Raw genomic sequence first — 25,469 nt, forward strand, 5'->3', positions numbered from 1 at the left:
CGCCGACGGCACCATGAACTCCGGCAACCGCCCCGCCACGAACTTCCGCAACTCCGGAACCGACACCCCAGCCGTCAGATCGACGTGCAGGTCGCCGATGCTCTCGGCGGCGCCGGGGTCGGTGCCGATGACGCCCACCGGGACGACGTAGCCGACGAGTTGTTTGGCGCCGGCCCGCTCGTGGACGGTCACCACTGCCTGGGCCACACCCGGGTGGGCGCTCAGGGCCGCCTCCACCTCGCCCGGCTCGATCCGCAGACCACGGATCTTCACCTGACCGTCGCCACGACCGACGTACTCCAGACGCCCCTCACGATTCCAGCGCGCCAGGTCACCCGTGCGATACATCCGCGACCCCGCCGGACCGAACGGATCCGGCACGAACCGCTCCGCCGTCAGCCCCGCCCGGCCGTAGTAGCCGCGTCCGACCGCACCGGCGACGTACAACTCGCCGACCACGCCCGGCGGCACGGGGACGAGCCCCGGGCCCAGCACATAGGCGCGCATGTTGCCCAGCGGCTCGCCGATCGGGACGCCGTGCGAGGCGTCCCAGTCCTCGCCCGCGTCCACCGTGAACGTACCGGCGTAGAAACTCTCGGTCTGGCCATAGCTGTTGACCACGCGCACGCCAGGGAAGGCCTTGCGGGCCCGCTCCACCAGCGACGGCGGCAGCGCCTCGCCCGCGAACACCAGCGTGTCCACACTCGTCTTGCCGACGATCTGGTCGAGCACCTCGGAGAAGACCGAGGGGACCGAGCTGATCACGCTGCCGAGCCAGCCCTCGCGCTCACCCAACTCCAGGACGTCACGCACCACTTCGACACTGCCGCCGGTGGTCAGCGCCGTCATGATCTCGAACACCGACACGTCGAAGTTGATGGACGTGCCCGCCAGCATCCGGGAGCCCGGGCCCACTCCGACGACGGTGGCGAGGCGCAGCACACCGTTGACCACGCCGTGGTGGGTGATCGCCACGCCCTTCGGGGTGCCCGTGGAGCCCGAGGTGTACATCACGTACGCCAGGTTCTCGGGACGCAGTTCCACCCCGAGGGCGTCCCCTGCGGGACGCGCGTCCCCGGCAGGACCCGCGTGTGCGCCGTCCAGGTCCAGATCGTCCAGGAAGACGGAGGGTATGTCGTGCTCCGGCAGCACCGGCGCGGTCTCGGCGTCGGTCAGCAGCAGCGCCGGGCGGGCCTGATCCAGCACCACGCTCAGCCGTCGGCTGGGGAATCGCGGGTCGATCGGCAGGTACGCGGCGCCGGACTTCATGATGCCGAGCATCGCCACGACCAGATCGGCCGAGCGCGGCAGCGCGAGCCCGACCAGGGACTCCGTGTCCACGCCCCGTTCCAGCAGGGCCCGCGCCAGGCGGTCGGCCCGCTGGTCGAGCTGCCGGTACGTCAGCGACACCTCGCCGCACTGCACGGCGAGCGCGTCCGGTTCCACGGCGAGCTGCTGCTCGAACAGCTCGGGGACCGTCAGCTCCGGCGTCGGCGCCGCCGACCCGGCGAACCGCGCGAGCTGTTCGCGCTCGCCCGGCAGCAGGACGTCCACCGACCCGACCGACCGGCCCGGATCGGTCGCGAAGGCCCGCAGTATGCGGAGGAAGCGTGCCCCGATGTGCTCCACCGTGCCGCGGTCGAAGAGGTCGGTCGCGTACTCCAGGACGCACCGCATGCTGTCGTCGGCGGGGTCGACGGCGAAGTTGAACTCCAGGTCGAACTTGGCGGTGCGGGTGGGAACAGCCTCCAGCGCGCCCGTCACGCCCGGCAGGTCCAGGTCGATGCGGTCGCTGCTCTGCCAGGTGAACATCACCTGGAACAGCGGGTGGTACGCGGTGGAGCGCTCGGGGTTGAGCAGTTCCACCAGCCGCTCGAACGGCGCCTCCTGGTTGTCGTACGCGGACAGGGCCTTGTCCCGCACCCGCCCGAGCACCTCCTCGAACGACGGGTTGCCGGACAGATCGGCGCGCAGCACCCATGTGTTGACGAAGAAGCCCACCAGGTCGAGGAGCGCCTCGTCGGTGCGTCCGGCGACGGTGTTGCCGAGGGGAATGTCATCGCCCGCCCCCAGGTGGTGCAGCAGGACGACCAGTGCCGCCTGCATCACCATGGGTGTCGTCGCGCCGTGCGCCCGGGCCAGTTGTTCCGCCGCCGCCAGCAGTTCCGGTTCGACGGCGAACTCCACCATGTCGCCGCGGTGGCTGATCACCGCGGGGCGAGGCCGGTCGGTGGGCAGCTGCAACTGCTGTACCGCGCCCGCGAGTTCGTCCTGCCAGTAGCGCAGCTGGGCGGCCAGGACGCTCTCGGGGTCGCTCTCGTCGCCGAGCACCTCGCGCTGCCACAGCGTGTACTCCCGGTACTGCACCGGCAGTTCGGGCCAGTCAGGCGCCTGCGACCCGAGGCGCGCCGCGTACGCGTCCGCCAGGTCCCGGGTGAGCGGCTCCATCGACTCGCCGTCGGCCGCGATGTGGTGGATGTTGAGGACCAGCACGTACTCCTCCGGTCCGGAGCGCACCACCGTGGCGCGGACCGGGATCTCGGAGGAGAGGTCGAAGGTGTGGGCGACCGCCCGCGACACCGCGGCGTCCACCTCGTCGGGTCCGGCCTCGACGAGGGGGACGTCCACGCGCAGTTCCTCGGCCGGCACGACCCGCTGCGCCGGCACTCCGTCGTCGTCGACGACGAACACCGTGCGCAGGCTCTCGTGCCGGACCACCACGTCGCGCAGCGCCGCCGCCAGCGCGTCCATGTCGAGCTTTCCGTGCAGGCGCGCCAGGAACGGGATGTTGTACGTCGCCGACGGCCCCTCGAAGCGGTCGATGAACCACAGGCGCCGCTGTGCGAAGGACAAGGGGATCACTTGGTGTCTACTCCTCGATCAGTCGTCCTGCCCAGACGGCTGCTCGGCCGCAGGACACCACTGGTGACGGGCTGTCGGTAGGCCGGTCAGCCGGCCTTGTGCTGTTCGATCACCGCGGCCATGCCCTCCACGGTCGGTCGCTCGTAGAGCTCCTGCGTCGTGACGCGCACGCCGAGCTTCTGGTCCGTGAGGGCGAGCAGCCGGGTGGCCCGCAGCGAGTTGCCGCCGAGCTCGAAGAAGGACTCGTCCCTGCCGATCTCGGGGCGGGCCAGGGCATCGGACCAGATGAGGGCGAGGGCGCTCTCCAGCTCGGTCTGCGGCGGCGTGAACCGCCTGGCCGGCCGGTCCGCGGCGGAGTCGAGCAGGAGCTGGGCGGCGTCCACGGCGCCGTAGGCGTCTCGCGGGATGCGGGAGACCTCGGCGACGCGCACCGGCACCGGGCAGTCGGCGGCGCTCGCGGCGACGGCCGCCCGCAACGCCTCCTGGTCGGCGCCGTCGGCGACGAAGGCGAGGAGGACCTCGCTCACCCGCAGTTGCTGCGGCACCAGCTCCTCGACCATCGCCGGATTCCTCAGATCCAGGCCGATGACCGTGTAGGGGCCGGGCAGCGCGGCCGCGTCGAGGAAGAGCCGCAGGCCGGTGTCCGGGTCGATGGTCCGGAAGCCGCGGTGCTCGGCCGCCGTGGACGACTGGCCCCGGTTCATGCCGACGCCGGTCCACATGCTCCAGGCGAGAGTGTGCACCTGACGCCGGCGTTCGTGGTGCCAGTGCTCGGCGAAGCCGGTGAGGAAGCTGTTGGCCGCGGCGTAGGCACCGAAGGAGTGCCCGCCGAACTCGCCGTTGACGGAGCCGAAGAGCACCAGCGACGCCTTCGGCCGCGTCTCGAGGATCTGGGCGATGGCCAGCGTGCCGGAGACCTTGGCGTGGTACTGCTCGGCGTAGGTCTTAGCGGTCTCGTTCACGAGGGTGTGCTGTTCGAGGTCGGCCCACTGCCCCGTGGGGTCGGCGGCGGCCAGGTGCAGTACGCCGTCGAGGGGGCGGCCCCAGCGGTCTTCTGCCGAGGCGACCGCGGTGTGCAGCGCGGCCGCGTCGGCGACGTCGAGCTGCTCGTAGACGACCTGTCCGAGGCGGGACAGTTCGGTGAGCCGGGCGGCTTTCTCGCCTTCGGCGGGCGAGCGGCCCACCAGCAGCAGGCGGATGCCGAAGCCGGCTACGAGATAGGCGGCGATGTCGTGGGCGATGCCGCCGAGTCCGCCGGTGACCAGGTACAGACCGCCCGGGGTCACGGGCTGCCCGGCCGGGCTCGCCGCGGCCCCCGCGGTGTCCTCGGTGTCCTCGGTGAGCGGGACCAGCTTCGGCTCCAGACGGCGTCCCTGGCGTGCGGCGACCAGCCCGGTGCGGTCGCGGTCGGCGAGTTCGGCGTGGACGGCCCGCGTCCAGGTGCCCGGATCGGCGGGCAGGTCGAGTTGCCGGACCGGCAGGGGGGCGGCCTCGCTGATCGCCGTGCGGACGAGACCGGGCAGGGCGCAGACACCCAGGTCGACGCGATCGCCCGGGCGTGCGTACATCGCGCCCGAGGTGAGGACGAGAACCTGCGGGTGCCCGAACTCCCCGTCGGCGAGCGCCGCGATCAGCGCGGTCAGCTCGGCGGTGGCGGCCGTCAGGCGTTCGGCGGGCTCCCCTTCGAGGGACAGCGGCAGTGCGTGGACGACGGAGGAGATCTCTCCGTGCTGTGCGGTGACGGCCGCCAGCAGCCGGCGCAGTGCCGCGCGGTCGGCGGCCGGCACGCGGTAGCGCACCGGTGACTGGGCCGCGAACACGTCACCCCTGCGGACCGCGACGACCGCCCCGTCGATGTCCAGGCGGTCCAGGTCGTCGTCCTCGGCGAGAACGAGCCGGACACCGGAGGCGCCGTTCTCACCGGCGGTCGTGCCCGCGTTCCCGGCGAGCTCCACCCACTGGCGCCCGAAGAACCAGGTGTCGTCTGCTGGTTCCTCGGCCGCGGCCCCGGTCACCCGGTCGGCGAACCGGCCGGCCCGGAAGTCGGCGACCAGCGCGGCCCGCTGGATCTTCCCGCTCGCGGTTTTCGGGAACTCCGCCTCGGTGACCGGGACGATCAGGTCGGGTGCGATCCCGGACTCGCGGACCAGGACGGCCCGTACCTCCTCGGTGGTCCGCGCCAGGGCGCCGGTGTCCCAGCTCACGGGTACGAAGAAGACGACGAGCTGGTCGGTGGCGGCACCGGGCTCGCGGACGCCCGCGGCGGCCGAGAAGGTGACGCGCACCCCGTCCACGCGCTCGACGACGCTCTCCAGCTCGTGCGCCATGTAGTTGATGCCGCGGACGATGATCTGGTCCTTCAGGCGGCCCGCGATCACGACCTCGCCGTCACGCACGAACGCCATGTCGCCGGTGCGGAACCAGCCGTTGTCGTCGTACGCCTCCCGGTTGGCCTCCTCGTTGCCGAAGTAACCGGCCATGACGGTGCGTCCGGTGATGCGCAGCTCGCCCATCCGGCCCTCGGGCAGCACCGTGCCGGAGTCGTCCACAACGCGCAGGCGCACGCCGGGGATCGGCCGGCCGACGCGGGACAGGACGACGGCGTCCGGGTCGCCCGGGTCGAGGTGGCGGATGGTGCCGGTGAGCGAGGCCGGGTCGATGGCGACGGTGCCGGCCGTACGGTCGTCGAGTGTCTGCCGGCTGTAGGTGACGCCGGAGCAGGTCTCGGACATGCCCCAGCACGGGGACATCGCGTCGGCGGGCAGCCCGTGCGGGCCCAGGAGTTCCAGGAACCGGTGGCTGGTCGAGGCGATCACCGGCTCGCCGGCGTTGCTGATCTCGCGCAGACAGGACAGGTCCCAGGAGCGTTCCCGGATCTCGTCCGCCCGCTCGTTGACGAGTGCGAAGGCGAAGTTGGGGGCCCAGGTGTTCGTCGCGCGGTAGCGGTCGGCCCAGTCGAGCCAGAGCAGCGGATCGGCGAGGAAGTGGTCGATCTTGGCGTTGACGTGCAGACAGCGCAGGAACACGTCGCGGACGTTGTAGTAGGCGACCGTGACGTGGTCGAACGGCATCCAGATGAGGCTGATGTCCTCGCCGGTGAGCCCGCAGTGCTGCGCGACCGCCATCGACCGGGCCACCACGCTCGCGTTGGTGTGCTGTACGCATTTGGGCACACCGGTGCTTCCGGAGGTGAGCAGGTTGAGCACCGGGGAGTCCGCCGTCGCCGGGAACCAGTCCTGGTCCGCGGGATGCCCGGCGAGCTCCTCGACCGTCAGGATGCGTACGTCCGGCTCGTCCCAGAGCTCCCGCACACCGGACAGGGCGCCCTCGGTGGCGGCGTCGGTGACCAGGACCGGGCGGCCGAGCAGATGCCAGGCACCCCGCAGCTTGCGGTTCGTCTCGTTGGCGGAGGTGTACGTGGTCGCGACGGCGACCGGGGTCGGCACGAAACCGCCGAGGACACAGGCCCAGAACGCGGTGAGGTAGCCGCGGTTGTCGTCGAACACGAACAGCGCGGCGTCGCCGGGCCGCAGGCCCGCGGCGCGGAAGCCGCCGAGGACGTGCTGGGCCTCGTCGAGCAGCTCCGGGTAGGTCTTCAGGACGTCGTCGTGGCCCGCGGTGATGTAGACCGTGCCCTTGTCCGGGGCCAGCTCGGCCGCCAGCCGCAGGCCTTCCTGGAGCGTGGTGGGCGCGCCGTCCGGGATGTCGATGTCTCCGCCGTACAGGTCGGCCGCGGGGAGGGCCGCTTCGTCCGCGGCAACCATGTCGGCCACATCGTCCGCGGCGGCCACCGGTGCCTCGGCCGAGCCCGGCCCCGGCTCCGGCCGTGGCACGGCCCGCACCGGCTCGGCCGCCCGCACGCCCTTGCGGGCGACGGCGGCCGCGTCGTCGACACCGGGTACGGCCCTGGCCGCGTCGGCAAGAGCCTGCAGGACGTCCTGTCCGAGCACATCGGGGGAGGTCATACGCTTCTCCGGTTCGTCGCGGGCGTCAGCACCTTGCGTCCGATGAGGGAGACCACCTCTGAGGACAACTCGAGGAAGTAGAAGTGGCCGCCCGGGTAGAACTCCGTACCGAACTCCCCGGTGGTGTGGTCGCGCCACCGCTTGACCTCGTGCAGCGGGGCCCGCGGGTCCGACTCGCCGGAGAGCACGGTGATCGGGCAGTCGAGCGGGGCGCCCGGCTCCAGGCGATGCCGCTCCCAGAGCGTGAAGTCCGCCCGCAGGGTGTAGAGCATGGACTCCATGACGTCGTCGTCCTCGGCGATCTCGGGCTCGATGCCGCCGAGTTTCAGGATCTCGGCGCGGAAGTCGTCGTCGGACAGCTCGTGCAGCCGGCGGACCTCGGATGCCCCCGGGGCCGGCTGCGCGGAGAGGAACAGGTGCTCGGGGCCACGGCTGCCGCGCGCCCGCAGCGCCCTGGCCAGCTCATACGCGAGGGTGGCGCCCGCGGAGTGCCCGAAGAAGGCGTACGAGCCGTCGAGCACCGGGCGCAGGGCGTGCGTGAGCACGCCGATCAGGGGACCCACTTCGGTGAACGGGTCCTCCGCGATGCGGTTCTGACGGCCCGGCAGCTGTACGGCAACCAACTCGATCTCCGGCGGCAGCAGTTCGGCCCAGTCGGCATAGGCGGGGGCCCCGGCACCGGCATGCGGGAAGCAGATCAGCCGGTGGGTGGCTCCCGGTCGTCTCGCTCGCCAGATGTAGGGGCTCTCGGGGGCCAGTTCCTGACTTTCCAACGGCATCATCTGCGGGCTACTCCTCGCTCGACTCACGCAGCCCGGGGCCACTCGCCATGGCGAGGCCGGCCCAGCACGCCGCTCAGTACGGCGGCGGCCTTGTGGCGGCGGTGATTCGGCAGCGTGATTCTGACAGCGGTGATCTGACAGCGTGATCTGACAGCGGTGATTTTGATCGGAAACCTGTGGAACGCGCGGCTCGTAAAAAAGGGGCGGAAGAGGGTCACGCCACCGTCGGCGACATCATTTCCCAGGCAGAAAGATTCAGCAAAGACGCCATCGCCATCAACGTATACGCTCCCCCCGTCGCGAAAAACTGTCAGTGCCGGGCCGGAAATCAAGCCCGCATGACGTCCCATACCTTCAGCCCTGCGAGCGGCCCGAGTCAAGCATCTTCAGCGCACCCGGGGACCGCCCGCCACGGCGCCCGAGCGCGCATGGAACCAGCTCCACAACCAATTCGACACAAGCACCGATACGGACCGGAGAACGGTGTCCTGCCGACAGGACACCGGCCGAGTCCCCCGGCATCCGCGGGATCATGAACTCGGCCTCATGGGCACCGACATGGATGTCGGCATGGCGTCATGGACACCGAAGCAGTCCCGGGCTAATTGATGGTGCGCAACACGGCGCTCTTCCCTGCGGATCTACGAGGTATTTCAATGGAGTTCGGCATTCTGGGACCCGTGTCCGTGCGGGCCCGCGGAGCGGAAATGCGACTGGACGGGGAGAAGCAGCGAACGGTCCTGGCGGCGCTGCTCATCGCCGAGGGCTCCTTCTTCCCGGACGCGGAGCTGAGCTGGTTCCTGTGGGGCGACCGTCCGCCCGCCACGCACACCGCGCAGATCTACAACTACGTCTCGCGGCTGCGCAGAACGCTCGGGCCCGAGGTGGGCATCATCCGCCGCCCGCACGGCTATCTGATGCGGATCGGCGCCGCCTCCTTCGACCTCCTGCGGTTCCGTGACCTGGCCGGACAGGGGCAGTCGGCGATTCTCGCCGGGAAGTACGAGGAGGCCGGGGACCTGCTGCGCGACGCCCTCACGCTGTGGCGCGGGCCGGTACTCGCCAACGTCTCGGAACACCTAGCGGGTTCGGAGGGACCCCCGCTCGAGGAGGCCCGGATCTCCGTACTGGCCGGACGCGTCGAGGCGGACCTCGCGGTCGGCAGACATCCGCAGGTGCTGCCGGAACTGACCCGGCTCGTCGCCCAGTACCCTCTGCATGAACGTTTCCGCGCCCAGCTGATGACGGCGCTGTACCGGTGCGACCGCCAGGCCGAGGCGCTGGCCCTCTACGACCACGGCAGGCGGCTGCTGGGCGACGAACTCGGCGTCGCGCCCGGGCCGTTGCTGCGCGAGATCCACCGCGCCATCCTCGCCTCGGACCCGTGTCTGCACCGCCCCCTGGACCAGTGGCACTGAGCCACTCGGCCACCCAGCCACTGAGCCACTCGGCCACTCAGCGGCTCGACCACTCGGTCACTCACCGGCTCAGCCAATCGGCCACTCAGCCACCCAGGGGCTCGACCACTCGATCACTCAGCAGCTCAGCCACACAAGGGCTCGACCACTCGGTCACTCAGCGGCTCAGCGGCTCAGCCACTCGACCACTCAGCCGCTCAGCCGCTCAGCCGCTCAGCCACCCAGCCACTCAGCCACTCAGCCACTCATCAGGCTCATCTGAGTGATGTACTCGTACGGCGTGGGCAGCGTGCCGACCAGGCCCTGCGCCTCGTCCCGTACGGCGGCGAACTCCCTGCGTGCGGCCGTGTCGTCGACCAGTGTGATGGCCGTCGACGGGCGCAGCGGGATCGCCCCGGTGCCCAGCAGCAGGGAGGCGTAGGCGTGCGGCGGCAGCCCCTGGTGGTACGGCGGGACGAGCTCCGCGCCCGGCGGACGCACCCGCCAGCGGGCGATGCGCTCCGCGAGCGCGTCGGGCACGGGCCGGGTCTTGGCGTCCCGCCAGTACTGCGTGTGATCGCGCGCGGCACCGTGGTAGTGCAGCGCCAGAAACTCCCGCGCCCCGTCCATCACCCGGCTGACGGAGGCGTTGTAGCTGTCCCGCAGTTTCGGGTGCCAGTCGGCGGCCGGGAAGTGCCGGACGAGCTGTTCGAGCGCGTGATGGACGAAGGAGGCCCCGGTCGCCTCCAGCGGCTCCACGCGGCCGCCCGGCGCCCCCACCGCCACGCAGTTGTGCTGCCACGCGCGCAGGCTGCGCCCGACGAGCAGCGGGGCATGGTCGGCCTCGACGCCGGCTGCCTCCGGCCCGACGGACTCGCGCAGCGTGCGCTCGGCCTCCTCGGGCGTGCAGTACTCCCGCGCGTACACGTATCCCGTGCCGATCCGGCTGAACAGCGGGATCGTCCAGATCCACCCCGCCCCCCGCGCGGCCACCGTCGTGTACGGCGGGATGCCGCGCGCCTTCATACGGGTGGGCACCCGCAACGTGACCACGCTGTCGTTGGGCAGTGTGTCCTGGTAGGACACGTAGGGCACCTTGAGCGCCTTGTGCAGAAGCAGGCCCCGGTCGCCGGTGCAGTCGACGAACAGGTCGCCGTGGATCTCCCCGTGCTCCTTCGTGACCACGTGCTCGATCCAGCCCCGCGCGTCCAGGCGCACCTCCAGGACTTCGTCGGCGAGGTACCGCACGCCCCGCCCCACCGCGTACCCAGTGAGGTACCGGGCCAGCGCTCCGGCCTCGAAGTGATAGCCGTAGGGGCCCGCGGCACCACCCCACCCGGCCGGCGCGTCATCCGGTCCGGCCGACGCATCACCCAGCCCCGCCGGCGATCCGCCCAACTGCCGTGGGCTGCGTCCGGCGTCGCACAGCCACGCCGCGACGAAACAGTCCCGGTCGAACCGCCCGCTGGGCCCGTTGTGCAGCCACCACTCGGTCAGGGGGAAACCGCCCACCTCCCGCGTGTCCTCGAACGGAAGGTAGAAATGCTGCTCGGGGCGGTTCCAGTCCTGGAAGCGGACGGCGAGCTTGTACGTGGCGTCACAGGCCGGCATCCAGTCCTCTTCCTCGAGGCCGAGGAAATCGAAGAAGCTCCGGATGTCACCGAGGGTCGTCTCGTCGTTCTCCGCGGCGGCGCTGCCGGACTCGTCCTCGACCAGCGTGACCGAAATCCGCTCGCGGAATGCCGCCTTCAGATACGCGGCGGTCATCGAGCCCGCGATGCCTCCGCCCACGATCACGACGTTTTCCGGGTTCTGCGTACTCACGACAGCACCTCAGTTCCTGTGTTCACTTGTGACGCAGTCCAGTTTCCGGCTCAGGCGGTAACTGTGGCATTCACTTCTATGCGGCCTCTACATCAGCGGCGCCTCGCGCAATTCTTCGGCGAGGGCCGGAGACTGACGCTTTCCTGACGTCCGCCCGATGTCCTGTCGACAGGACATCGGGCGGACGCCGGGCAGCTGACTGGTCAAGGGCGGGGTGCGGTGGCGATGATGACGAAGCCGGTGATTCCCGGACCGCCCCGCCAAGGAAACACGCCAAGGAAACACCGAGGAATTTCGCCGTTTCTCCCACGGCATCCCGGATTCAATATCCCCGAAGGAAGGGCATACCCATGCACAGGAATCCACTTGATGTGCAGGCCTATCGGACGGCGGAGCGGCTGCTGCGACACCACCGCAAGGAACTCGTCCTCGGTGACAAGGTGACGCCGCGGTGGATCGAGGACGGCGCCCGCTTCTGGTACACGTCGAACACAGCCGCCGGGAAGCGATACGTCCTCGTCGACCCGAAGGCGGGCACCCGGCAGGACGCGTTCGACCACGAACGTCTCGCGGTGGCGCTCGCGGCCGCGTCGGGACAGGACGTCGACGCGGCGGCACTGCCGCTCCCGGCGATCCAACCGACCGCCGACGCCGTCGAGTTCGACGCCTTCGGCGAGCACTGGCGGTGCCGCCTGGCGGACTACGTGTGCGAGAAGGCGGAGGGCGACGCTCCCGGCAACCCGCTCGAGGCGGCCGCCCCGGACCGCAAGCACGCGGTCTACCGCGCCGGGCACGACCTGCGCGCCCGCTCCCTGGACGGGACCCGGGACTGGGCGCTGACGTCCGACGGCACCGAGGACCTGGACTACGGCGCCAACCCGGACTACCTCATGTACTCCACCCTGCTGACGAAGCTCGGGCTGCCGCACCTGCCGCCCGCCGTGGCCTGGTCCCCCGACTCGACCCGGGTCCTGACCCACCGCACCGACCAGCGCGACGTCCGGCGTACGCACCTGGTGCGGGCCGCGCCCGCCGACGGCGGCGAGCCCGCCCTGCTGTCCCCGCGCTTCCCGGTGCCCGGCGACGAGCGGATACCCCTCGCCGAGTTCGTCGTGCTCGACGTCACGACCGGCTCGGTCACCGCCGCGCGGGCGGAGCCGGTGGCCATGTCGATGATGTCGCCGATCTTCCAGAAGTGGGCCTGGTGGGCCGAGGACGGCTCGGCCGTGTACTACCTGAGCCGGACCCGGGACGCGCACACCCTGAGCCTGCACCGGCTCGACCCGGCCTCCGGCGCCGTGCGGACCGTCCTGACCGAGACCGGCCCGACCCGTGTGGAGCCCGCCCAGCAGCAACTGCAGCCACCCATGGTCAAGGTCCTGGCCGGCGGGAGCGAGGTGCTGTGGTACTCCCAGCGCGACGGCTGGGGCCACCTCTACCTGTTCGGGGCGGAGAACGGCGAACTGCTCGCCCAGGTGACCTCGGGCCCCTGGGGTGTGCAGGAGATCCTGCACGTCGACGAGCGGGAGCGCGTGGTCTACTTCCTCGCCTCCGGGCTCGTCGAGGAGGACCCCTACCGCCGGTCGGTGTGCCGGGCCGGCCTGGACGGCTCGGGATTCACCCGGCTCACCGACGACGGCCTCGACCACGCCGTCACGGTCGCGCAGAACGGCGCGTACTTCATCGACTCGGCGTCCACGACCGGCACCGCACCGGTGATCACCGTGCGGGACTGGACCGGCCGCGTGCTCGTCGAGCTGGAGCGCGCCGACATCACGCGCCTGGAGGAGGCCGGCTGGAGCCGGCCCGAACGGTTCCGGGTGACCTCCGCCGACGGCAAGACCGATATCTACGGACTTCTGTATCTCCCCCACGGTTTCGACCCCACCCGGCGCTACCCCGTGCTCGACACTCCGTACGGCCTGCCGACAGCGAGCCGGGTGAGCCCGTCCTTCGACCCCGGCTACTACGGATACGAGGCCGAGGCCCTGGCCGCGCTGGGCTTCGTCGTGATCGCCGTGGACGGCCGGGGCTCCCCCGGCCGCGACAAGGCGTTCCACGACGCCTCGTACGGCAACCTGGGCGACGCCTGTGGCCTCGCCGACCACGTCGCGGCACTGCGCGAACTCGCCGCCACGCGGCCGTGGATGGACCTGGACCGCGTGGGCGTCACCGGCATGTCGTCGGGCGGGTACGCCGCCGCGCGGGCACTGCTGCGCCACCCGGACGTCTTCAGCGTCGGTGTCGCCGAGTCCGGCATGCACGACTTCCGGCATCTGGAGCCAGGCCTCGCCGAGGCGTACCACGGCCCGTTCGACGCGGAGGCGTATGCCGCCCTCTCCAACGCGGAGTCGGCGGACCGGCTCTCCGGGAAGCTCCTGCTGATCCACGGCGGCCTCGACGACCGGGTCCCTCCCCAGGTGACCCTGCGGCTCGCCGAGCGGCTGATCGCCCACGGCAAGGACTTCGAGCTGGTCATGGTCCCGGACGCCGACCACATCTACTTCGGCTACGAGCACTACGTGACCCAGCGCAAGTGGGACTTCCTGGTCCGCCACCTGCTGAACGCCGAACCGCCCGCGGACTACCGGCTCCCGCCGGTTCCGATCGACATGGAGGCGCTGGCGGAACTCTTCGGGTAAGCCTCCCGCGGTGCGAAGAGTGCCCGTGACCTGGATGCCCTCCAGGTCACGGGCACTCTTCGCGTACGCGCGCCAACGGGTCAGCCCACCAGGGCGCCCAGCGCCTGCTCCGCCCGCTGCTCCAAAGCCGACGCCCCGACCACGGCGAACTTCTCCTGGGCGGCGCGCAGATGGCGGCGAGCCGCATCCACCCGCCCCAGCCGGCTGCTCACATCGCCCAGCACCAGGCTGATCTGACCGGCCACCAGCGGGATCCTGCAGTCCTCCGCTATGTCCAGCGCATCGGCCAGCGTCGTCTCGGCCGCCTCCGCGTCCCCCTTGCCGAGACGGGTCTCACCGAGCCCGAGCAGCGCGTACGCGAGGCCGATCATGTCGGACTTCTCCTTGACGATCCGCACCGCGCGCAGGAACGCCTCCTCGGCCGCCGGCAGCTGTCCCAGGGCGAGATGGACCCGGCCGAGCCGGTGCACCGCCTGCGCCAGGACGCGCGTGCTGTCCGCGTCCCGCTCCGCGATCCGCACCGCGTCCACGGCGAACTGCATCGCCGACTCCGGCCGCCCCCGGTCGAGTTCGGTCTCCGCCATGTTGTGCAGGGTGTGCGCCTCGCAGTAGCGGTCGCCGACGTCGCGGAATATGGGCAGGGCCTCCGCGAAGCGCTCCATCGCGCTGTCCAGCTCGCCGCGCATGCGTTCGCTCGTCCCGATGGACCGCATGACCATCGCCTTGCCGTGGTCCTCCTGGGCCTCCTCGTAGAGGCGTAGCGCCTCCATGAAGTGGGCGATGCCGTTCTCCAGCCTGCTGTGGCCCAGTTCGAGGGAGCCCAGGAGGTAGCGCATCGCCCCTTGGCCGCGCAGGTCGCCCGCCGTACGGGCCGCCTCCAGTGCGTCCTCGCAGCATCTGCGGCAGTCCTCGCTGTAGTTGCGGGTGCCGAAGAAGATCGACGCGCAGACCGTCAGATCCCAGGCGAGTTCGGCCTCCCCCATCCGGGCTGCCTGCCGCACCGAGGCCACCAGGGCGAGCCGTTCGGCCTCGTACCACTCCAGCGGCACGGCGAGCAGCTCGTCCAGAAGTCCCGAGTCGATCCTCCGCCGCTGGACACCGCTGTGCACCCCGGTGCCGCTGCCGGCGTTCTCGCGCCGGTCCGCCTCCTCCGCGATGGTCAGGAAGGTACGCAGGAAACGGGTGGAGGCGGCCAGCCGGTCGGGCTCCGACTCCTCCTGCCGGGCGCGCTCGCGCGCGTACAGCCGCACCAGGCCGTGGAAGCGGTAGCGCAGCTGCCCGGTGGGGTCGATGCTGACCACCTCCAGGAACTGGGCGTCGACCAGGTCCTCGATGAGCCGCTCCGCGTCGAGCGCTTCCTTGTTGAGCAGCGCGGCACCGACCCAGGCCGTGAAGTCCGGTACGTCCAGCAGCCCGAGCCTGCGAAAGAGCCGGGCCGCCTCCTCGGGCAGATACCGGTAGCTCAGCGCGAGGCTGGCTCGGACCTGCGACTCGCCCTGGCTGAGCTCGTCCAGCCTGCGGCGTTCGTCGCTCAGCCGCGTCACCAGATAGCGCACCGTCCAGTGCGGCTTGGAGGCGAGCCGGGCGGCGGCGATCCGCAGGGCCAGCGGCAGCCGGTCGCACAGTTCGACCAGCCGGGCGGCATCGGCGCGGACGGTCGCGATCCGGCGCTCGCCCACGATCGCCGTGAGCAGTTCGACGGCCTCCGGCTCGGACAGCAGGCCCAGATGCACCCGGGCCTGCGACGGCCAGGTGACGAGCTCCTCCATCTGGTCCCGGCTGGTGACGAGCACACAGCACTGTCCGCCGCCGGGGAGCAGCGGGCGTACCTGAGCGTAGGTGCGCGCGTTGTCGAGGACGATCAGCACCCGGCGGTCGGTGAGCAGGCTCCGGTACAGCGAGACCCGCTCCTCCAGGTCGGTGGGCACCTGCTCACCGGGCACACCGAGGGAGCGCAGGAAACGGCTGAGGACGTCGTGGGCGGAGACGGGCTCGTGATGTTCGTCGTAGCCGCGCAGGTCGGCGAAGAGCTGGCCGTCCGGGAAGTGCTCCACAGCGCGGAAGGCCCAGCGCATGGCCAGACCGCTCTTGCCGATCCCGGCGGCGCCGGTGATCAGGCCGATGGTCGAGCCGCGGTCCTCGGCCTCCGCGGACACCAGGCTCTCCAGGGCGGCGAGTTCTTCCGTACGACCGGTGAAGGCCGGTACGTCGGGCGGCAGTTCGGACGGTACGGCGAGCGCAGGGGCCGGGGCCTGGGCCGCCTGGCCCGGCTGGGCCGGACGGCGCTCCACGGCGGGCGCCACGGGAGCGAGCGAGGGGTCGTCGCGCAGGATCGCGTCGTGGAGTTCATTGAGGTCCGGGCCCGGCTCGATGCCGAGTTCGTCGATGAACTGGGTGCGTGCGTCCCGGTAGGTCTCCATCGCGTCGGCGCGTCGGCCCGAGCGGTACTGCGCGAGCATCAGATGGTGCCGGATGCGTTCGCGCAGCGGGTGCTCGCGCACCATGGCGGCCAGCTCCGGGATGAGTTCCTGATGCTGGCCGAGTTCCAGGTGTACGAGGGTGGAGTCGTCGTAGGCGTTGAGCCGGTGCTCCTCCAGCCGGGCCGCCTCGTCCTCGATCAACTGCCCGCTCACCCCTGAGAAGGCGGGCCCCCGCCACAGGTCGAGCGCCTGGGCGTAGTTCTGCGCGGCCTCCGGAAGCCGGCCCTCCTTGGCGCACTGTTCGGCGGTCTGGACGAGGTCGGTGAAGTCCAGCGAATCGAAGCGGTGGCTCTCGGTGTTGAGCACATATCCCGGGTGGGAGGTGACGATGACGTCGTCGGTGGCGCCCGCGCTTTTGAAGATCTTCCGGAGCGCCGCGACGCATATCGCGACCTGAGTGCGTGAGGTGGGCGGCGGATTGCTGTTCCAGACCGTGTCCACCATCGTGTCGACCGGGACGACGCGACCGGGGGTGACCAACAGCAGGGCGAGAATGGCCCGTTGGCGTGCGCCGCCGAGCGGCACGCCCGCCTCGCCCGCGGTCACCGCGAGCGGTCCCAAGACCTTGAACCTGAGTTGTTCGCCCACCCCGGCTCCCCCCTGTCGAAGTCCCGACCTCCGGACGACAACCAATGTAGGTCACCAGGGGACCTGTTCCGGTCCGGAGCACTGGCCGTATGCGCAGGCAACAGCCGGTGGAATGCGGGGAGTTGACGCGGAGAGTTATACGGGGCGTTGGCCGGGCCGTGGACCGCCCGGGAAGAAGGGGGCGGGTTTTCTCGGACACTCCGGCGAAGAGCGGTCAGATCGGCGGGGGTTTGTCGATCACCCCTCGCGGCTCCGCTTCTCCGGATGGAAATCGCCGGGTGGAGTCAGGACCGGTGCGCAGAAGAAGGTGCGCGGAAGAACGTACGAGGAAGAAACAGCGAGCTGGTGGGAGCGGCGCTCCCGGGGAGCGGCAGCGGACTGCGGCTCAGCCCCAGCCGCCCGGGTCCTGCATGGTGCTGAAGCCGGCGGTGGAGGAGGGCTTCGACGAACCCCAACCGCCCGGGTCCTCCTGCACGGTGGCGGCCGACGAACCCCAACCGCCCGGGTCCTCCTGCACGGTGGCGGCCGACGAACCCCAACCGCCCGGGTCCTGCTGGGCGGTGGCGGCCGACGAACCCCAACCACCCGGGTCCTGCTGGGCGGTGGCGGTGACGTTGGACGAACCCCAGCCGCCCGGGTCCTCGACGCCGGCGCCGAGGGTGCTCACGGCGGTGCCGCCGACGGTGTAGATGGCCGTTCCGGCGACGAGCGCGACGATGGCGGACTTGGCTGCGACAACCCACTTGGTGTTCATCTTGATTCAGTCCCTCTCGGCAGGAGCCCAGTTGTCTGAGCTGCGCTTTTTCCTTCTGCCAAGAAAGTTAGGGAGGCGCGCTTTCGGGCTGTTATCGCCTCAGCTTCGCCCGCCGGGCAGGCCTTTAACTGGCGGGCCGGGGAGCGATAACAAGCGATAACGGGGCCCTGGGGGGAGGGTTTTCCACCCCCCGACAGCGGAGGATTTCCTGCTATCCCGGCACCGCGGCGGAGCGAAGACTCGGTAGGGCGGCAGAGGCTCTGCCGCGGTACGGAGGTGAAACCGCAATGACGCCATTCCCCGCAGCCGGCTCCGCGCCGGTTCTCGCCGAAGGCGCCGACGCACCGCAGCTCGCCGCCGAGTGCCACATCTGGTCGCTGCCACCGCTGCGCCACCCGTCGTCCTGGTTCGGTCTGCTGGACAGCACGGAGCTCCTGCGCTGCTCGTCCTTCGCCCATGAACTCGACCTGGCCCGGTTCGTCACGGGACGGATGCTCGCCAAGACCGCCCTGGCCTCGCTGGTGGGCACCAGCCCCGAGGCGATCCGCTTCCGCACGCGGTGCACGGAGTGCGGCGGCCCCCACGGCAAGCCGCACGCGGTGGGCGCGGGTGCGGGATGGGAACTGTCCATCTCGCACTCGGGCGACATCGTGGCGGTGGCGATCGCCCTGGGCAGCCCGTTGGGCCTCGACGTCGAACAGGCCGAGCCCTGGAGCGGCCCCGAACTGCCGCCGGAGTACGAACTGGTCCTCACCCCCGTCGAGCGGGCGGCGGTCGAGGCGCTCCCCGAGGAGCGGCGCGCCCGTGCCTGCCTGACCTACTGGACGCGCAAGGAAGCGGTCCTGAAAGCCACCGGAGAAGGACTCAACACGCCCATGACCGACTTCACGCTCTCCGGCCCGGAGGAACCACCCACCCTGCTGACCTGGCATCCACCGGACGCGACCCGCCCGGTCCCCGCGCTCGCCGACGTCAGGCTGGGCGAGGACTGCCACGGTGCGGTGGCCGCACTGGGTGTCCGCTCCGTGCTGCCGACCGTCCACAGCAGCGCCGAACTGCTGCCCGCGGGGCAGGCGGTGAAGAGGACGCCGCACGCGCATCCCGTGCGGATCATCTCGACGGAGCGACCGCCACCAGGCAGCACCGGCCGGGCGAGGTCACCAGCCGGCGCACCGCACTGACCGGACCGGCCCCGCGCAGCGCCGTCCGGGCCCGGCGAACCCCGCCTGCCCCGGACGCACCGCGCCCCCGCGGGGTGCCCCTCGACCCGCACCGACCCATCCACCGTCTTCGCCGACCCTCCCCGAGGAGTCCCCCATGCCCAAGATCACCTACGTCGCAGCCGACCGGGCCGAGCAGACGCTCGACCTCCCCCTGGGCACCACCGTGATGCGCGGCGCCCTCACCAACGACGTCGACGGCATCGTCGGCCAGTGCGGCGGCTACGCCCAGTGCGGCACCTGCCATGTCTTCGTCGACCCCGACAGCCTCGACAAGCCAGGGGAGATGGAGCCGGACGAGGACGACATGCTGGACTTCACGGCCTGCCCGCGCGAACCCAACAGCCGGTTGAGCTGCCAGCTCGAGGTCACCGAAGCCCTCGACGGCCTGATCGTCCACCTCCCCGAGCGGCAGACGTGATGAGTACGCGAGAAGAGGCCGGGCACGTCGTCGTCATCGGCGCCGGGCAGGCCGGCCATCAGACCGCCGCGTCCCTGCGCGAGTACGGCCACTCGGGCCGTATCACCCTCATCGGCGACGAGGGCGTCCTCCCGTACGAACGCCCGCCGCTGTCCAAGGCGTATCTCAAGGGGGAGGCGGACGAGAGCCGGCTGTGGCTGCGGCCCGAGACGTTCTACGAGCGCCATGCGATCGAGCGGGTCACGGGGACTGCCCTTGCTGTCGACCGGGCGGCGCGGACCGTGCGCCTCGACGACGGCACCGTCCACCGCTACGGGCACCTCGTCCTGGCGACCGGGGCCCGGCCCAGGGCCCTGCCGGTACCCGGCTCCGGCCTGCGCGGTGTACGGACCCTGCGCACCCTCGCGGACGCCGAGACCCTCAAAAAGGACCTCGCCGGCGCCGCGCACGTGGTCGTCGTCGGCGCCGGGTTCATCGGCCTCGAATTCGCCGCCGCGGCCCACGACCTGGGACACGAGGCGACGGTCGTGGAGGCGCTCGGGCGACCCCTGGCCCGGGTCGCCTCGGCACCGACGGCCGAGCACTTCACCCGCCTGCACGAGCGGCACGGCAACGAACTGCTCTTCGGGCAGGGCATCGCCCGCTTCCACGGCGACAGCGACGGCGCCGACGATGGCGACGGCGCCGGCGAAGGGCGGGTGGCCGCGGTGGAACTGACCGACGGCCGCCGGCTGCCCGCGGACCTCGTGCTGGTCGGTGTCGGGGTGACCCCGTGCACGGAACTGGCCGAGGCGGCCGGGCTGCGGGTCGCCGGAGGGATCGTCACCGACTCCCGGCTGCTGACGAGCGATCCTCATATCTCAGCGGTCGGCGACTGCGCGGCTTTCCCCCATGCGCGCTCGGGCAGGCACCTGCGGCTCGAGTCGGTGCAGAACGCCGTCGACCACGGCCGTCTGGTCGCCGACCGGCTCACCGGCACCACCAGGACGTACGACGACCTGCCCTGGTTCTGGAGCACCCAGTTCACGACGACCCTGCAGATCGCGGGGCTGGGCCACGACCACGACACCCAGGTGGTCCTTGGCGGGGATCCCGGAAACTCCGGAGCCTTCTCCGTCCTGCTCTTCCGCGGGGACGATCTTCTCGCGGTCGAGTCCGTCAACCGCCCCGCCGACCACATGGCGGCGCGCAGAATCCTCGGCAGCGGCATCCCGCTGACCCGCCGGGAGGCGTCCGCCGCCGGCTTCACCCTCAAGGGACACCTCAAAGAGCACCTCGGGGCACGGTCGGGCAGGCCTGTGCCAGTGACGGTGTAAGGGGCGGAACATGCCCCGCGCGTGAGGCACGTCCGCGATCCATCCTCCGCGGACCCTCGAAAGCCCCAAGCCGAGGGGACCGGCCCCGACCGGGCCGACCCGACCGGCACGCGGATGCGCGACGGCGCCCGACCGGCGCCGACGCATCCGCGGCATCTCGTTCCTGCTGGTGGGCCCCTTGAAAGGGCGCCCGCTGGAACTGCCGAAGCTGGTGGAGCCCCCTGTCGGATTCGAACCGACGACCTTCGCTTTACAAGAGCGGCGCTCTGACCAGCTGAGCTAAGGAGGCGGGTGGGCATGCCTGGCAGCAGCCCGTGCACGCGTGCGTGTCCGTGCAGTGTACCCACGTCACCGGTGGGCCCCGTCGAAAATTTCCGCGAAGTTCACAGCCTCCCGCCTACTGACAGAACAAGTGAACCCCGGGTACCGTCCTGAACCAGTTCACCTGCGTGGACTACACCACCACGGAACCACCCGTGGTGGCACACCACCTTTACAACGGATCGTCCGGCACGTTCCTGCCGGTGAAGGGGGCCCATTCACCATGGCCACTGTCTCGTTCGACAAGGCGACCCGGATCTACCCGGGCACCGAGAAGCCCGCCGTCGATGGTCTCGAAATCGAGATCGAGGACGGCGAATTCCTTGTTCTGGTCGGTCCGTCCGGCTGCGGCAAGTCCACCTCGCTCCGCATGCTGGCGGGGCTCGAGGACGTGAACTCCGGCTCCATCCGCATCGGTGACCGCGACGTCACGCACCTGCCGCCGAAGGACCGGGACATCGCCATGGTGTTCCAGAACTACGCGCTGTACCCGCACATGACGGTCGCCGACAACATGGGCTTCGCGCTCAAGATCGCGGGCGTCAACAAGGCGGAGATCCGGCAGAAGGTCGAGGACGCGGCGAAGATCCTCGACCTGACCGACTACCTGGGCCGCAAGCCCAAGGCACTCTCCGGTGGTCAGCGGCAGCGTGTCGCGATGGGCCGCGCCATCGTGCGTGAGCCGCAGGTCTTCCTCATGGACGAGCCGCTGTCGAACCTCGACGCCAAGCTCCGTGTCTCCACCCGTACGCAGATCGCGTCGCTCCAGCGCCGCCTCGGCATCACCACCGTGTACGTGACCCACGACCAGGTCGAGGCCATGACCATGGGCGACCGGGTGGCCGTGCTCAAGGACGGTCTGCTGCAGCAGGTCGACTCGCCGCGCAACATGTACGACCGGCCGGCGAACCTGTTCGTCGCCGGGTTCATCGGCTCCCCGGCCATGAACCTCGTCGAGGTCCCGATCACGGACGGCGGCGTGAAGTTCGGCAACAGCGTGGTGCCGGTCAACCGGGACGCGCTCAAGGCCGCCTCCGACAAGGGTGACCGGACCGTCACCGTCGGCGTCCGCCCCGAGCACTTCGACATCGTCGAGCAGAACGGCGGCGCCGCGCAGGCCCTCACCAAGGAGAGCGAGGACGCCCCGGCGGGCCTCGCCGTCTCGGTGAACGTCGTCGAGGAGCTGGGCGCCGACGGCTACGTCTACGGCAGCGCCAAGGTCGGCGACGACCTCAAGGACCTGGTCGTCCGCGTCAGCGGCCGCGCGGTCCCGGAGAAGGGCGCCACGCTCCACGTGGTGCCGCGTCCGGGCGAGACCCACGTGTTCTCGACGTCCACCGGTGAGCGCCTCTCCGACTGAGACGATGACACCCCATAGCGGGTGGAATCATCCAGGTTGACGGAAAGGGCCCCGCAGTCCACTGCGGGGCCCTTTGCCTTGTCGACAAATACCCCGGCGTACCGGTCATTTCGATCCACGTACGTCAACCTCGCGCCATGAATCGGGGGCCAGTCGTCCCCCGAATTGATTACCAAATGTAGCTAAATCAGCACTCCGCGCTACCCTCACTCGCGTGAAGCACTCCACTAACCCATCGACACGACACGGCCGTGGCGCCACCGGCCGACCGGGGCGGCGCGGCCGCGGCCCGGCCCACCGGATCGGCCGCACCCTCGCCCTCGTTCTGCCCGTCGTCCTGGTGCTCTCCGGGACTCTCGCGGTCGCCCGGGTCAACTGGTCGGGGAACGAGTCCTCGACCTCGGCACTCGCCGCCTCCGCCCAGGACGCCTCCCTGCCCGCCACGTCCCTCGCCCCGCAGGAGGTGCTGCGCGACAAGCTCCTGATGGAACTCCAGGAGGAGGACCCCGGGGTGGCGCTCACGCACCTCCAGGAGGCGGTGAACGGCCGTCCGTCCCTGGCCAGGCACTGCGCCTCCATCGCCCGCACGCTGGGCCGCGCCGCCGTCCGCATGTACGGCCCGTCCCGCGCGCAGTCGTACGCACGCCCCGTCTGCGACACGTCCTTCGCCACGGGCGTCGCCGCCCAGACGCCCTGAACACCGGGCCGCACAGTCAGGCGGCCGCACAGCAGGGCAGCCCCCAGCGGGGTCGCACGGACGCGGGAAGGATCCCCGCGATGCGCGAGCGGGGCGCCGCGTACAGTTTCGTCATGACAGATCCGAACGTCGCGTCGCGCCCCGTTCAAGCCGTTGTCCTGGCCGGCGGCCAGGGCTCCCGGCTGCGCCCCTACACCGACGACCGGCCCAAGCCGATGGTCGAGATTCCCGGCACCGGGACCCCGATCATCGGCCATCAGCTGGCCTGGCTCGCCGGGGAGGGCGTGACGGACGTCGTCGTCTCGTGCGGCCATCTCGCCGAGGTCCTCCAGCGGTGGCTGGAGTCGACCGAGTTCCCCATCCGCGTCACCACCGTGGTCGAGACGGAGCCGCTGGGCCGCGGCGGCGGCCTCAAGTTCGCCGCCAAGCATCTCCCGCACCCCGACCGCCCCTGGTATGCGACGAACGGCGACATCTGGACCCGTTTCTCGCTGCGCGACATGACGGACTTCCACACCGAGCGGGACGCGGTGGCGACCCTGGCACTGGCTCGCCCGCGGATCCCCTGGGGTGCCGTCGAGACGGACGACTTCGGTCACATCACGGACTTCATCGAGGCCCCGCCGACGTCGTACCAGGTCAACGCGGGCGTCTACGTCTTCTCCCCCGAGTTCACCGAGCTGCTCCCCGAGCGCGGCGACCACGAGCGCACCACGTTCCCACGGCTGGCCCGCGAGCGCCGCCTGGCCGGCTATCCGCTCCCGCAGGGCGCGTACTGGCGCGCCATCGACACGGCGAAGGACCTCACGGAGGCGGCGAAGGAGCTGGCGGCGCTGGGGCGTTGAGCCTCGGCCTCCTCACACACAGTACGTGGATGGGGCCCCGCACTCCTGTAGCGCGGGGCCCCATCTCCGTACGGGACAAAGGGTGTTACCCGAGGAGGCCACCCACCAGCCGGTCCGAGTTGCCGCCGCCCGAGCCGCCGCCCGAGCCGCCGCCCGAGCCGCCGCCACCGGAGCCGCTGCCGCCGCCCGCGCCACCGGAGGAACCCGTTCCGCCCGTACTGGCTCCGCCCGAGGAGGACGGGCCCGCACTGGTGCTCGGCGCCTGCGGTGCGGCCGACTGCCGGGGCGGGACCTGCCCGGTGCCCTGGGTCTCGCTGGGCCGGCCCGCGTCCGTACCGGCGGTGGCGGACTCACGGGCCGCGCCCGGGCTGCTCGCGGCACCGCCTGAGGGGCTTGCCGAAGTCGCGCCTCGCGTGGGCGAGTCGGCCGCCGAGGGGCTCTGGCCGTCACGCCGCTTGCGGGGCTCGTCGGGGAGCGGGGAGCCGGGGAGTTCGTTGCGCGGGGCCTCGCCCGGGCCGGGGACGACCACGCGGTCGGCGTCGCGGACGGCGCCGCCGAGCAACGAGCCGGTGAGCAGCGTGAGTCCGACGACCACGGTCGCGACGAAGCCGCCCCTGCGCAGTACGCGACGGCGCAACTCCCAGATCCCGGCACGCGGCCCGAGGGAGCGCCAGGCTTCCCCGCTGAGCCGGCTGTCGACGGAGTAGACGGGGGCACCCGCGATGATCAGCGGCGACCAGGCGGCGAGGTAGATGATGTCGGGCGCGTCGTAGACGGGGACGGTCTTCCAGCTGACGGTGAGGATGAGCGCGGCCGACAGCATCGCGCCGACGACGGCGGCGACCCGCTGCCACAGGCCCAGGACGGTGAGGACGCCGACGATCACCTGGAAGAAGGCGATGAGGAGTCCGGAGCCGACGGGGTGCTCCAGCGCGAACTGGCGCATTGGTTCGGCCAGTTCCCACGGATGCAGCGAGTTCAGCCACTTGACCATGGAGCCGCGCTCCCCGCCGTCGAAGTAGACGGGGTCGCAGAGCTTGCCCATGCCGGCGTAGATGGAGATGCAGCCGAGGAAGACGCGCAGGGGAAGCAGGACGACGCCGAGGTTCAGACGGCGGTCGGGGTAGTACGCGTGCCGCACGGAGCCGGCGCGGTGCGCCCTGAGCCGGGTTTCACGGCCGGACCCGGCCTGGTCCGAGCTGTCCTCCCCGTCCTCAGCCCCGTACCCGTCCCCGTATCCGTACTCGCACCCCTGCCCGTCCCTCTCCCCGTCCTCGTACGAGTGGCCCGCGAACTCGCCCTGCGTGTACGGGGTTTCCTCCATCTCCTCGTACGCGCTGCCTGCCCTGCGCATCTGGGGCAGCAGGGGTGTTGTCATGGGGTCGCGAGGGCCGCCGACCGTGGGCGTCGCGACGGTGGCGTCGGCGTCGTATTCGGCGTCGGCCCCGTATGCGCCGCTGGAGCCGTAGGCGCCGCCCTCGGTGTCGTACCCGTTGTCGTCGCCGTATCCGCCCGAGCGGTATCCGCCCGAGCCGTTTCCGCCGTATCCGCCGTATCCACCGGAGCCGTCGATGCTGATGCGCGGGATGACCTGGGTCGCGCCCGCGTCGCCCATCGGGTCCTCGGCGCCGTAGGGCACGCTGGTGCTCCGTACGGCCTGCAGCAGCCGGGTGGCGCCGGTGTCGTCGGGTGCGGATCTCCCGCTCCAGACGACGGGTGAGCGGCGGCGGGCGCCGACGGCCCTGCCGCCGACGGGGACGCGCGCGTTGTCCTGCGTGGAGTTCAAGTACCGTGCGGCGGGCGGGGACTGCGTGAGCGACGGAGTGTTGAGCTGCACACGGAAGCTCGCATGATTGACGATGACCTGCGCCGGATCGCTCGGCACCTTCACCATGCTCAGCGCGGGAGCGTCGTCGAAACCCAACGAGCGGTCCCCCGTGGGAGTGCGGGGTGTTCTGGTGTCCACACTCATCTAACCGAGTGACATGTCGTTAG

At 71.0% G+C, this 25,469-nt stretch carries 15 protein-coding genes and 1 tRNA gene; 8 read left to right on the forward strand and 8 right to left on the reverse strand.

Features of this window, described 5'->3' with window-relative positions:
• The 3 genes from FGD71_RS10610 to FGD71_RS10620 all read right to left on the reverse strand — a co-directional run.
• Positions 1-2,862, reverse strand: a 2,862-nt coding sequence (locus FGD71_RS10610; RefSeq protein ID WP_119100159.1) for a non-ribosomal peptide synthetase, incomplete at its 3' end; no start/stop codon positions are given.
• An 86-nt stretch (positions 2,863-2,948) separates the two neighbouring features.
• Complete coding sequence (locus tag FGD71_RS10615) at positions 2,949-6,827, reverse strand: SDR family NAD(P)-dependent oxidoreductase (protein ID WP_119100160.1); 3,879 nt, start codon at positions 6,825-6,827, stop codon at positions 2,949-2,951.
• Positions 6,824-7,609 carry a thioesterase II family protein gene (locus FGD71_RS10620; protein ID WP_240436508.1) on the reverse strand — a complete coding sequence of 262 codons (786 nt, stop codon included), beginning with the start codon at positions 7,607-7,609 and terminating at the stop codon, positions 6,824-6,826. The genes FGD71_RS10615 and FGD71_RS10620 overlap by 4 nt, the downstream gene beginning before the upstream one ends.
• Before the next feature lie 656 nt (positions 7,610-8,265).
• Here FGD71_RS10620 and FGD71_RS10625 point away from each other — a divergent pair.
• Positions 8,266-9,027, forward strand: a complete 762-nt coding sequence (locus tag FGD71_RS10625) for an AfsR/SARP family transcriptional regulator (RefSeq protein WP_119100161.1) — start codon at positions 8,266-8,268, stop codon at positions 9,025-9,027.
• A 237-nt stretch (positions 9,028-9,264) separates the two neighbouring features.
• Here FGD71_RS10625 and FGD71_RS10630 read toward each other — a convergent pair whose 3' ends face one another.
• Positions 9,265-10,830 carry a tryptophan halogenase family protein gene (locus FGD71_RS10630; RefSeq protein WP_119100162.1) on the reverse strand — a complete coding sequence of 522 codons (1,566 nt, stop codon included), beginning with the start codon at positions 10,828-10,830 and terminating at the stop codon, positions 9,265-9,267.
• 350 nt (positions 10,831-11,180) lie between these two features.
• Between FGD71_RS10630 and FGD71_RS10635 the strand changes: the two genes are divergently transcribed.
• The gene (locus FGD71_RS10635) at positions 11,181-13,472 is read left to right on the forward strand and encodes a S9 family peptidase (protein WP_119100163.1); all 2,292 of its coding nucleotides are present in this window, start codon (positions 11,181-11,183) and stop codon (positions 13,470-13,472) included.
• 80 nt (positions 13,473-13,552) lie between these two features.
• Here FGD71_RS10635 and FGD71_RS10640 read toward each other — a convergent pair whose 3' ends face one another.
• Together FGD71_RS10640 and FGD71_RS10645 are read right to left on the reverse strand one after the other, a co-directional pair.
• Positions 13,553-16,540: an AfsR/SARP family transcriptional regulator gene (locus FGD71_RS10640; protein WP_119100164.1), complete on the reverse strand. Its 2,988-nt coding sequence runs from the start codon at positions 16,538-16,540 to the stop codon at positions 13,553-13,555.
• Between the two features lie 385 nt (positions 16,541-16,925).
• Positions 16,926-17,294: a hypothetical protein gene (locus FGD71_RS10645; RefSeq protein WP_119100165.1), complete on the reverse strand. Its 369-nt coding sequence runs from the start codon at positions 17,292-17,294 to the stop codon at positions 16,926-16,928.
• Positions 17,295-17,581: 287 nt separating this feature from the next.
• On the opposite strand from FGD71_RS10645, the gene FGD71_RS10650 reads away from it, so the two are divergent.
• The 3 genes from FGD71_RS10650 to FGD71_RS10660 all read left to right on the forward strand — a co-directional run bounded on the left by FGD71_RS10650 (position 17,582) and on the right by FGD71_RS10660 (position 20,251).
• Complete coding sequence (locus FGD71_RS10650; protein ID WP_119100166.1) at positions 17,582-18,475, forward strand: 4'-phosphopantetheinyl transferase family protein; 894 nt, start codon at positions 17,582-17,584, stop codon at positions 18,473-18,475.
• A 136-nt stretch (positions 18,476-18,611) separates the two neighbouring features.
• Positions 18,612-18,935, forward strand: coding sequence for a 2Fe-2S iron-sulfur cluster-binding protein (locus FGD71_RS10655; RefSeq protein WP_119100167.1), 324 nt, complete (start codon positions 18,612-18,614; stop codon positions 18,933-18,935).
• Positions 18,935-20,251, forward strand: a complete 1,317-nt coding sequence (locus FGD71_RS10660; RefSeq protein WP_119100168.1) for an NAD(P)/FAD-dependent oxidoreductase — start codon at positions 18,935-18,937, stop codon at positions 20,249-20,251. The genes FGD71_RS10655 and FGD71_RS10660 overlap by 1 nt, the downstream gene beginning before the upstream one ends.
• 212 nt (positions 20,252-20,463) lie before the next feature.
• Here the strand turns inward: FGD71_RS10660 and FGD71_RS10665 are convergent.
• Positions 20,464-20,540 (reverse strand) — tRNA-Thr (locus tag FGD71_RS10665).
• Between the two features lie 255 nt (positions 20,541-20,795).
• Here FGD71_RS10665 and FGD71_RS10670 point away from each other — a divergent pair.
• The 3 genes from FGD71_RS10670 to FGD71_RS10680 all read left to right on the forward strand — a co-directional run bounded on the left by FGD71_RS10670 (position 20,796) and on the right by FGD71_RS10680 (position 23,474).
• Positions 20,796-21,932 carry an ABC transporter ATP-binding protein gene (locus tag FGD71_RS10670; protein ID WP_119100169.1) on the forward strand — a complete coding sequence of 379 codons (1,137 nt, stop codon included), beginning with the start codon at positions 20,796-20,798 and terminating at the stop codon, positions 21,930-21,932.
• Between the two features lie 214 nt (positions 21,933-22,146).
• Positions 22,147-22,629, forward strand: a complete 483-nt coding sequence (locus FGD71_RS10675) for a hypothetical protein (RefSeq protein ID WP_119100170.1) — start codon at positions 22,147-22,149, stop codon at positions 22,627-22,629.
• Between the two features lie 113 nt (positions 22,630-22,742).
• Positions 22,743-23,474 carry a nucleotidyltransferase family protein gene (locus FGD71_RS10680; RefSeq protein ID WP_119100231.1) on the forward strand — a complete coding sequence of 244 codons (732 nt, stop codon included), beginning with the start codon at positions 22,743-22,745 and terminating at the stop codon, positions 23,472-23,474.
• Positions 23,475-23,559: 85 nt separating this feature from the next.
• Here the strand turns inward: FGD71_RS10680 and FGD71_RS10685 are convergent, their stop codons facing one another.
• Positions 23,560-25,440 (reverse strand): DoxX family protein, encoded by a 1,881-nt coding sequence (locus FGD71_RS10685; protein WP_119100171.1) that lies wholly within the window; start codon positions 25,438-25,440, stop codon positions 23,560-23,562.
• Positions 25,441-25,469 lie beyond the last annotated feature (29 nt).

Source organism: Streptomyces sporangiiformans (assembly GCF_005768555.2).
Lineage (GTDB): Bacteria > Actinomycetota > Actinomycetes > Streptomycetales > Streptomycetaceae > Streptomyces > Streptomyces sporangiiformans.

Bases quoted from the DNA above. Each gene is read 5' to 3' on its own strand.
- FGD71_RS10660 (WP_119100168.1), top strand. From the start codon at position 18,935: ATGAGTACGCGAGAAGAGGCCGGGCACGTCGTCGTCATCGGCGCCGGG.
- FGD71_RS10645 (WP_119100165.1), bottom strand. From the start codon at position 17,294: ATGAACACCAAGTGGGTTGTCGCAGCCAAGTCCGCCATCGTCGCGCTC.
- FGD71_RS10620 (WP_240436508.1), bottom strand. From the start codon at position 7,609: ATGATGCCGTTGGAAAGTCAGGAACTGGCCCCCGAGAGCCCCTACATC.
- FGD71_RS10625 (WP_119100161.1), top strand. From the start codon at position 8,266: ATGGAGTTCGGCATTCTGGGACCCGTGTCCGTGCGGGCCCGCGGAGCG.
- FGD71_RS10635 (WP_119100163.1), top strand. From the start codon at position 11,181: ATGCACAGGAATCCACTTGATGTGCAGGCCTATCGGACGGCGGAGCGG.
- FGD71_RS10615 (WP_119100160.1), bottom strand. From the start codon at position 6,827: ATGACCTCCCCCGATGTGCTCGGACAGGACGTCCTGCAGGCTCTTGCC.
- FGD71_RS10670 (WP_119100169.1), top strand. From the start codon at position 20,796: ATGGCCACTGTCTCGTTCGACAAGGCGACCCGGATCTACCCGGGCACC.
- FGD71_RS10655 (WP_119100167.1), top strand. From the start codon at position 18,612: ATGCCCAAGATCACCTACGTCGCAGCCGACCGGGCCGAGCAGACGCTC.
- FGD71_RS10680 (WP_119100231.1), top strand. From the start codon at position 22,743: ATGACAGATCCGAACGTCGCGTCGCGCCCCGTTCAAGCCGTTGTCCTG.
- FGD71_RS10650 (WP_119100166.1), top strand. From the start codon at position 17,582: ATGACGCCATTCCCCGCAGCCGGCTCCGCGCCGGTTCTCGCCGAAGGC.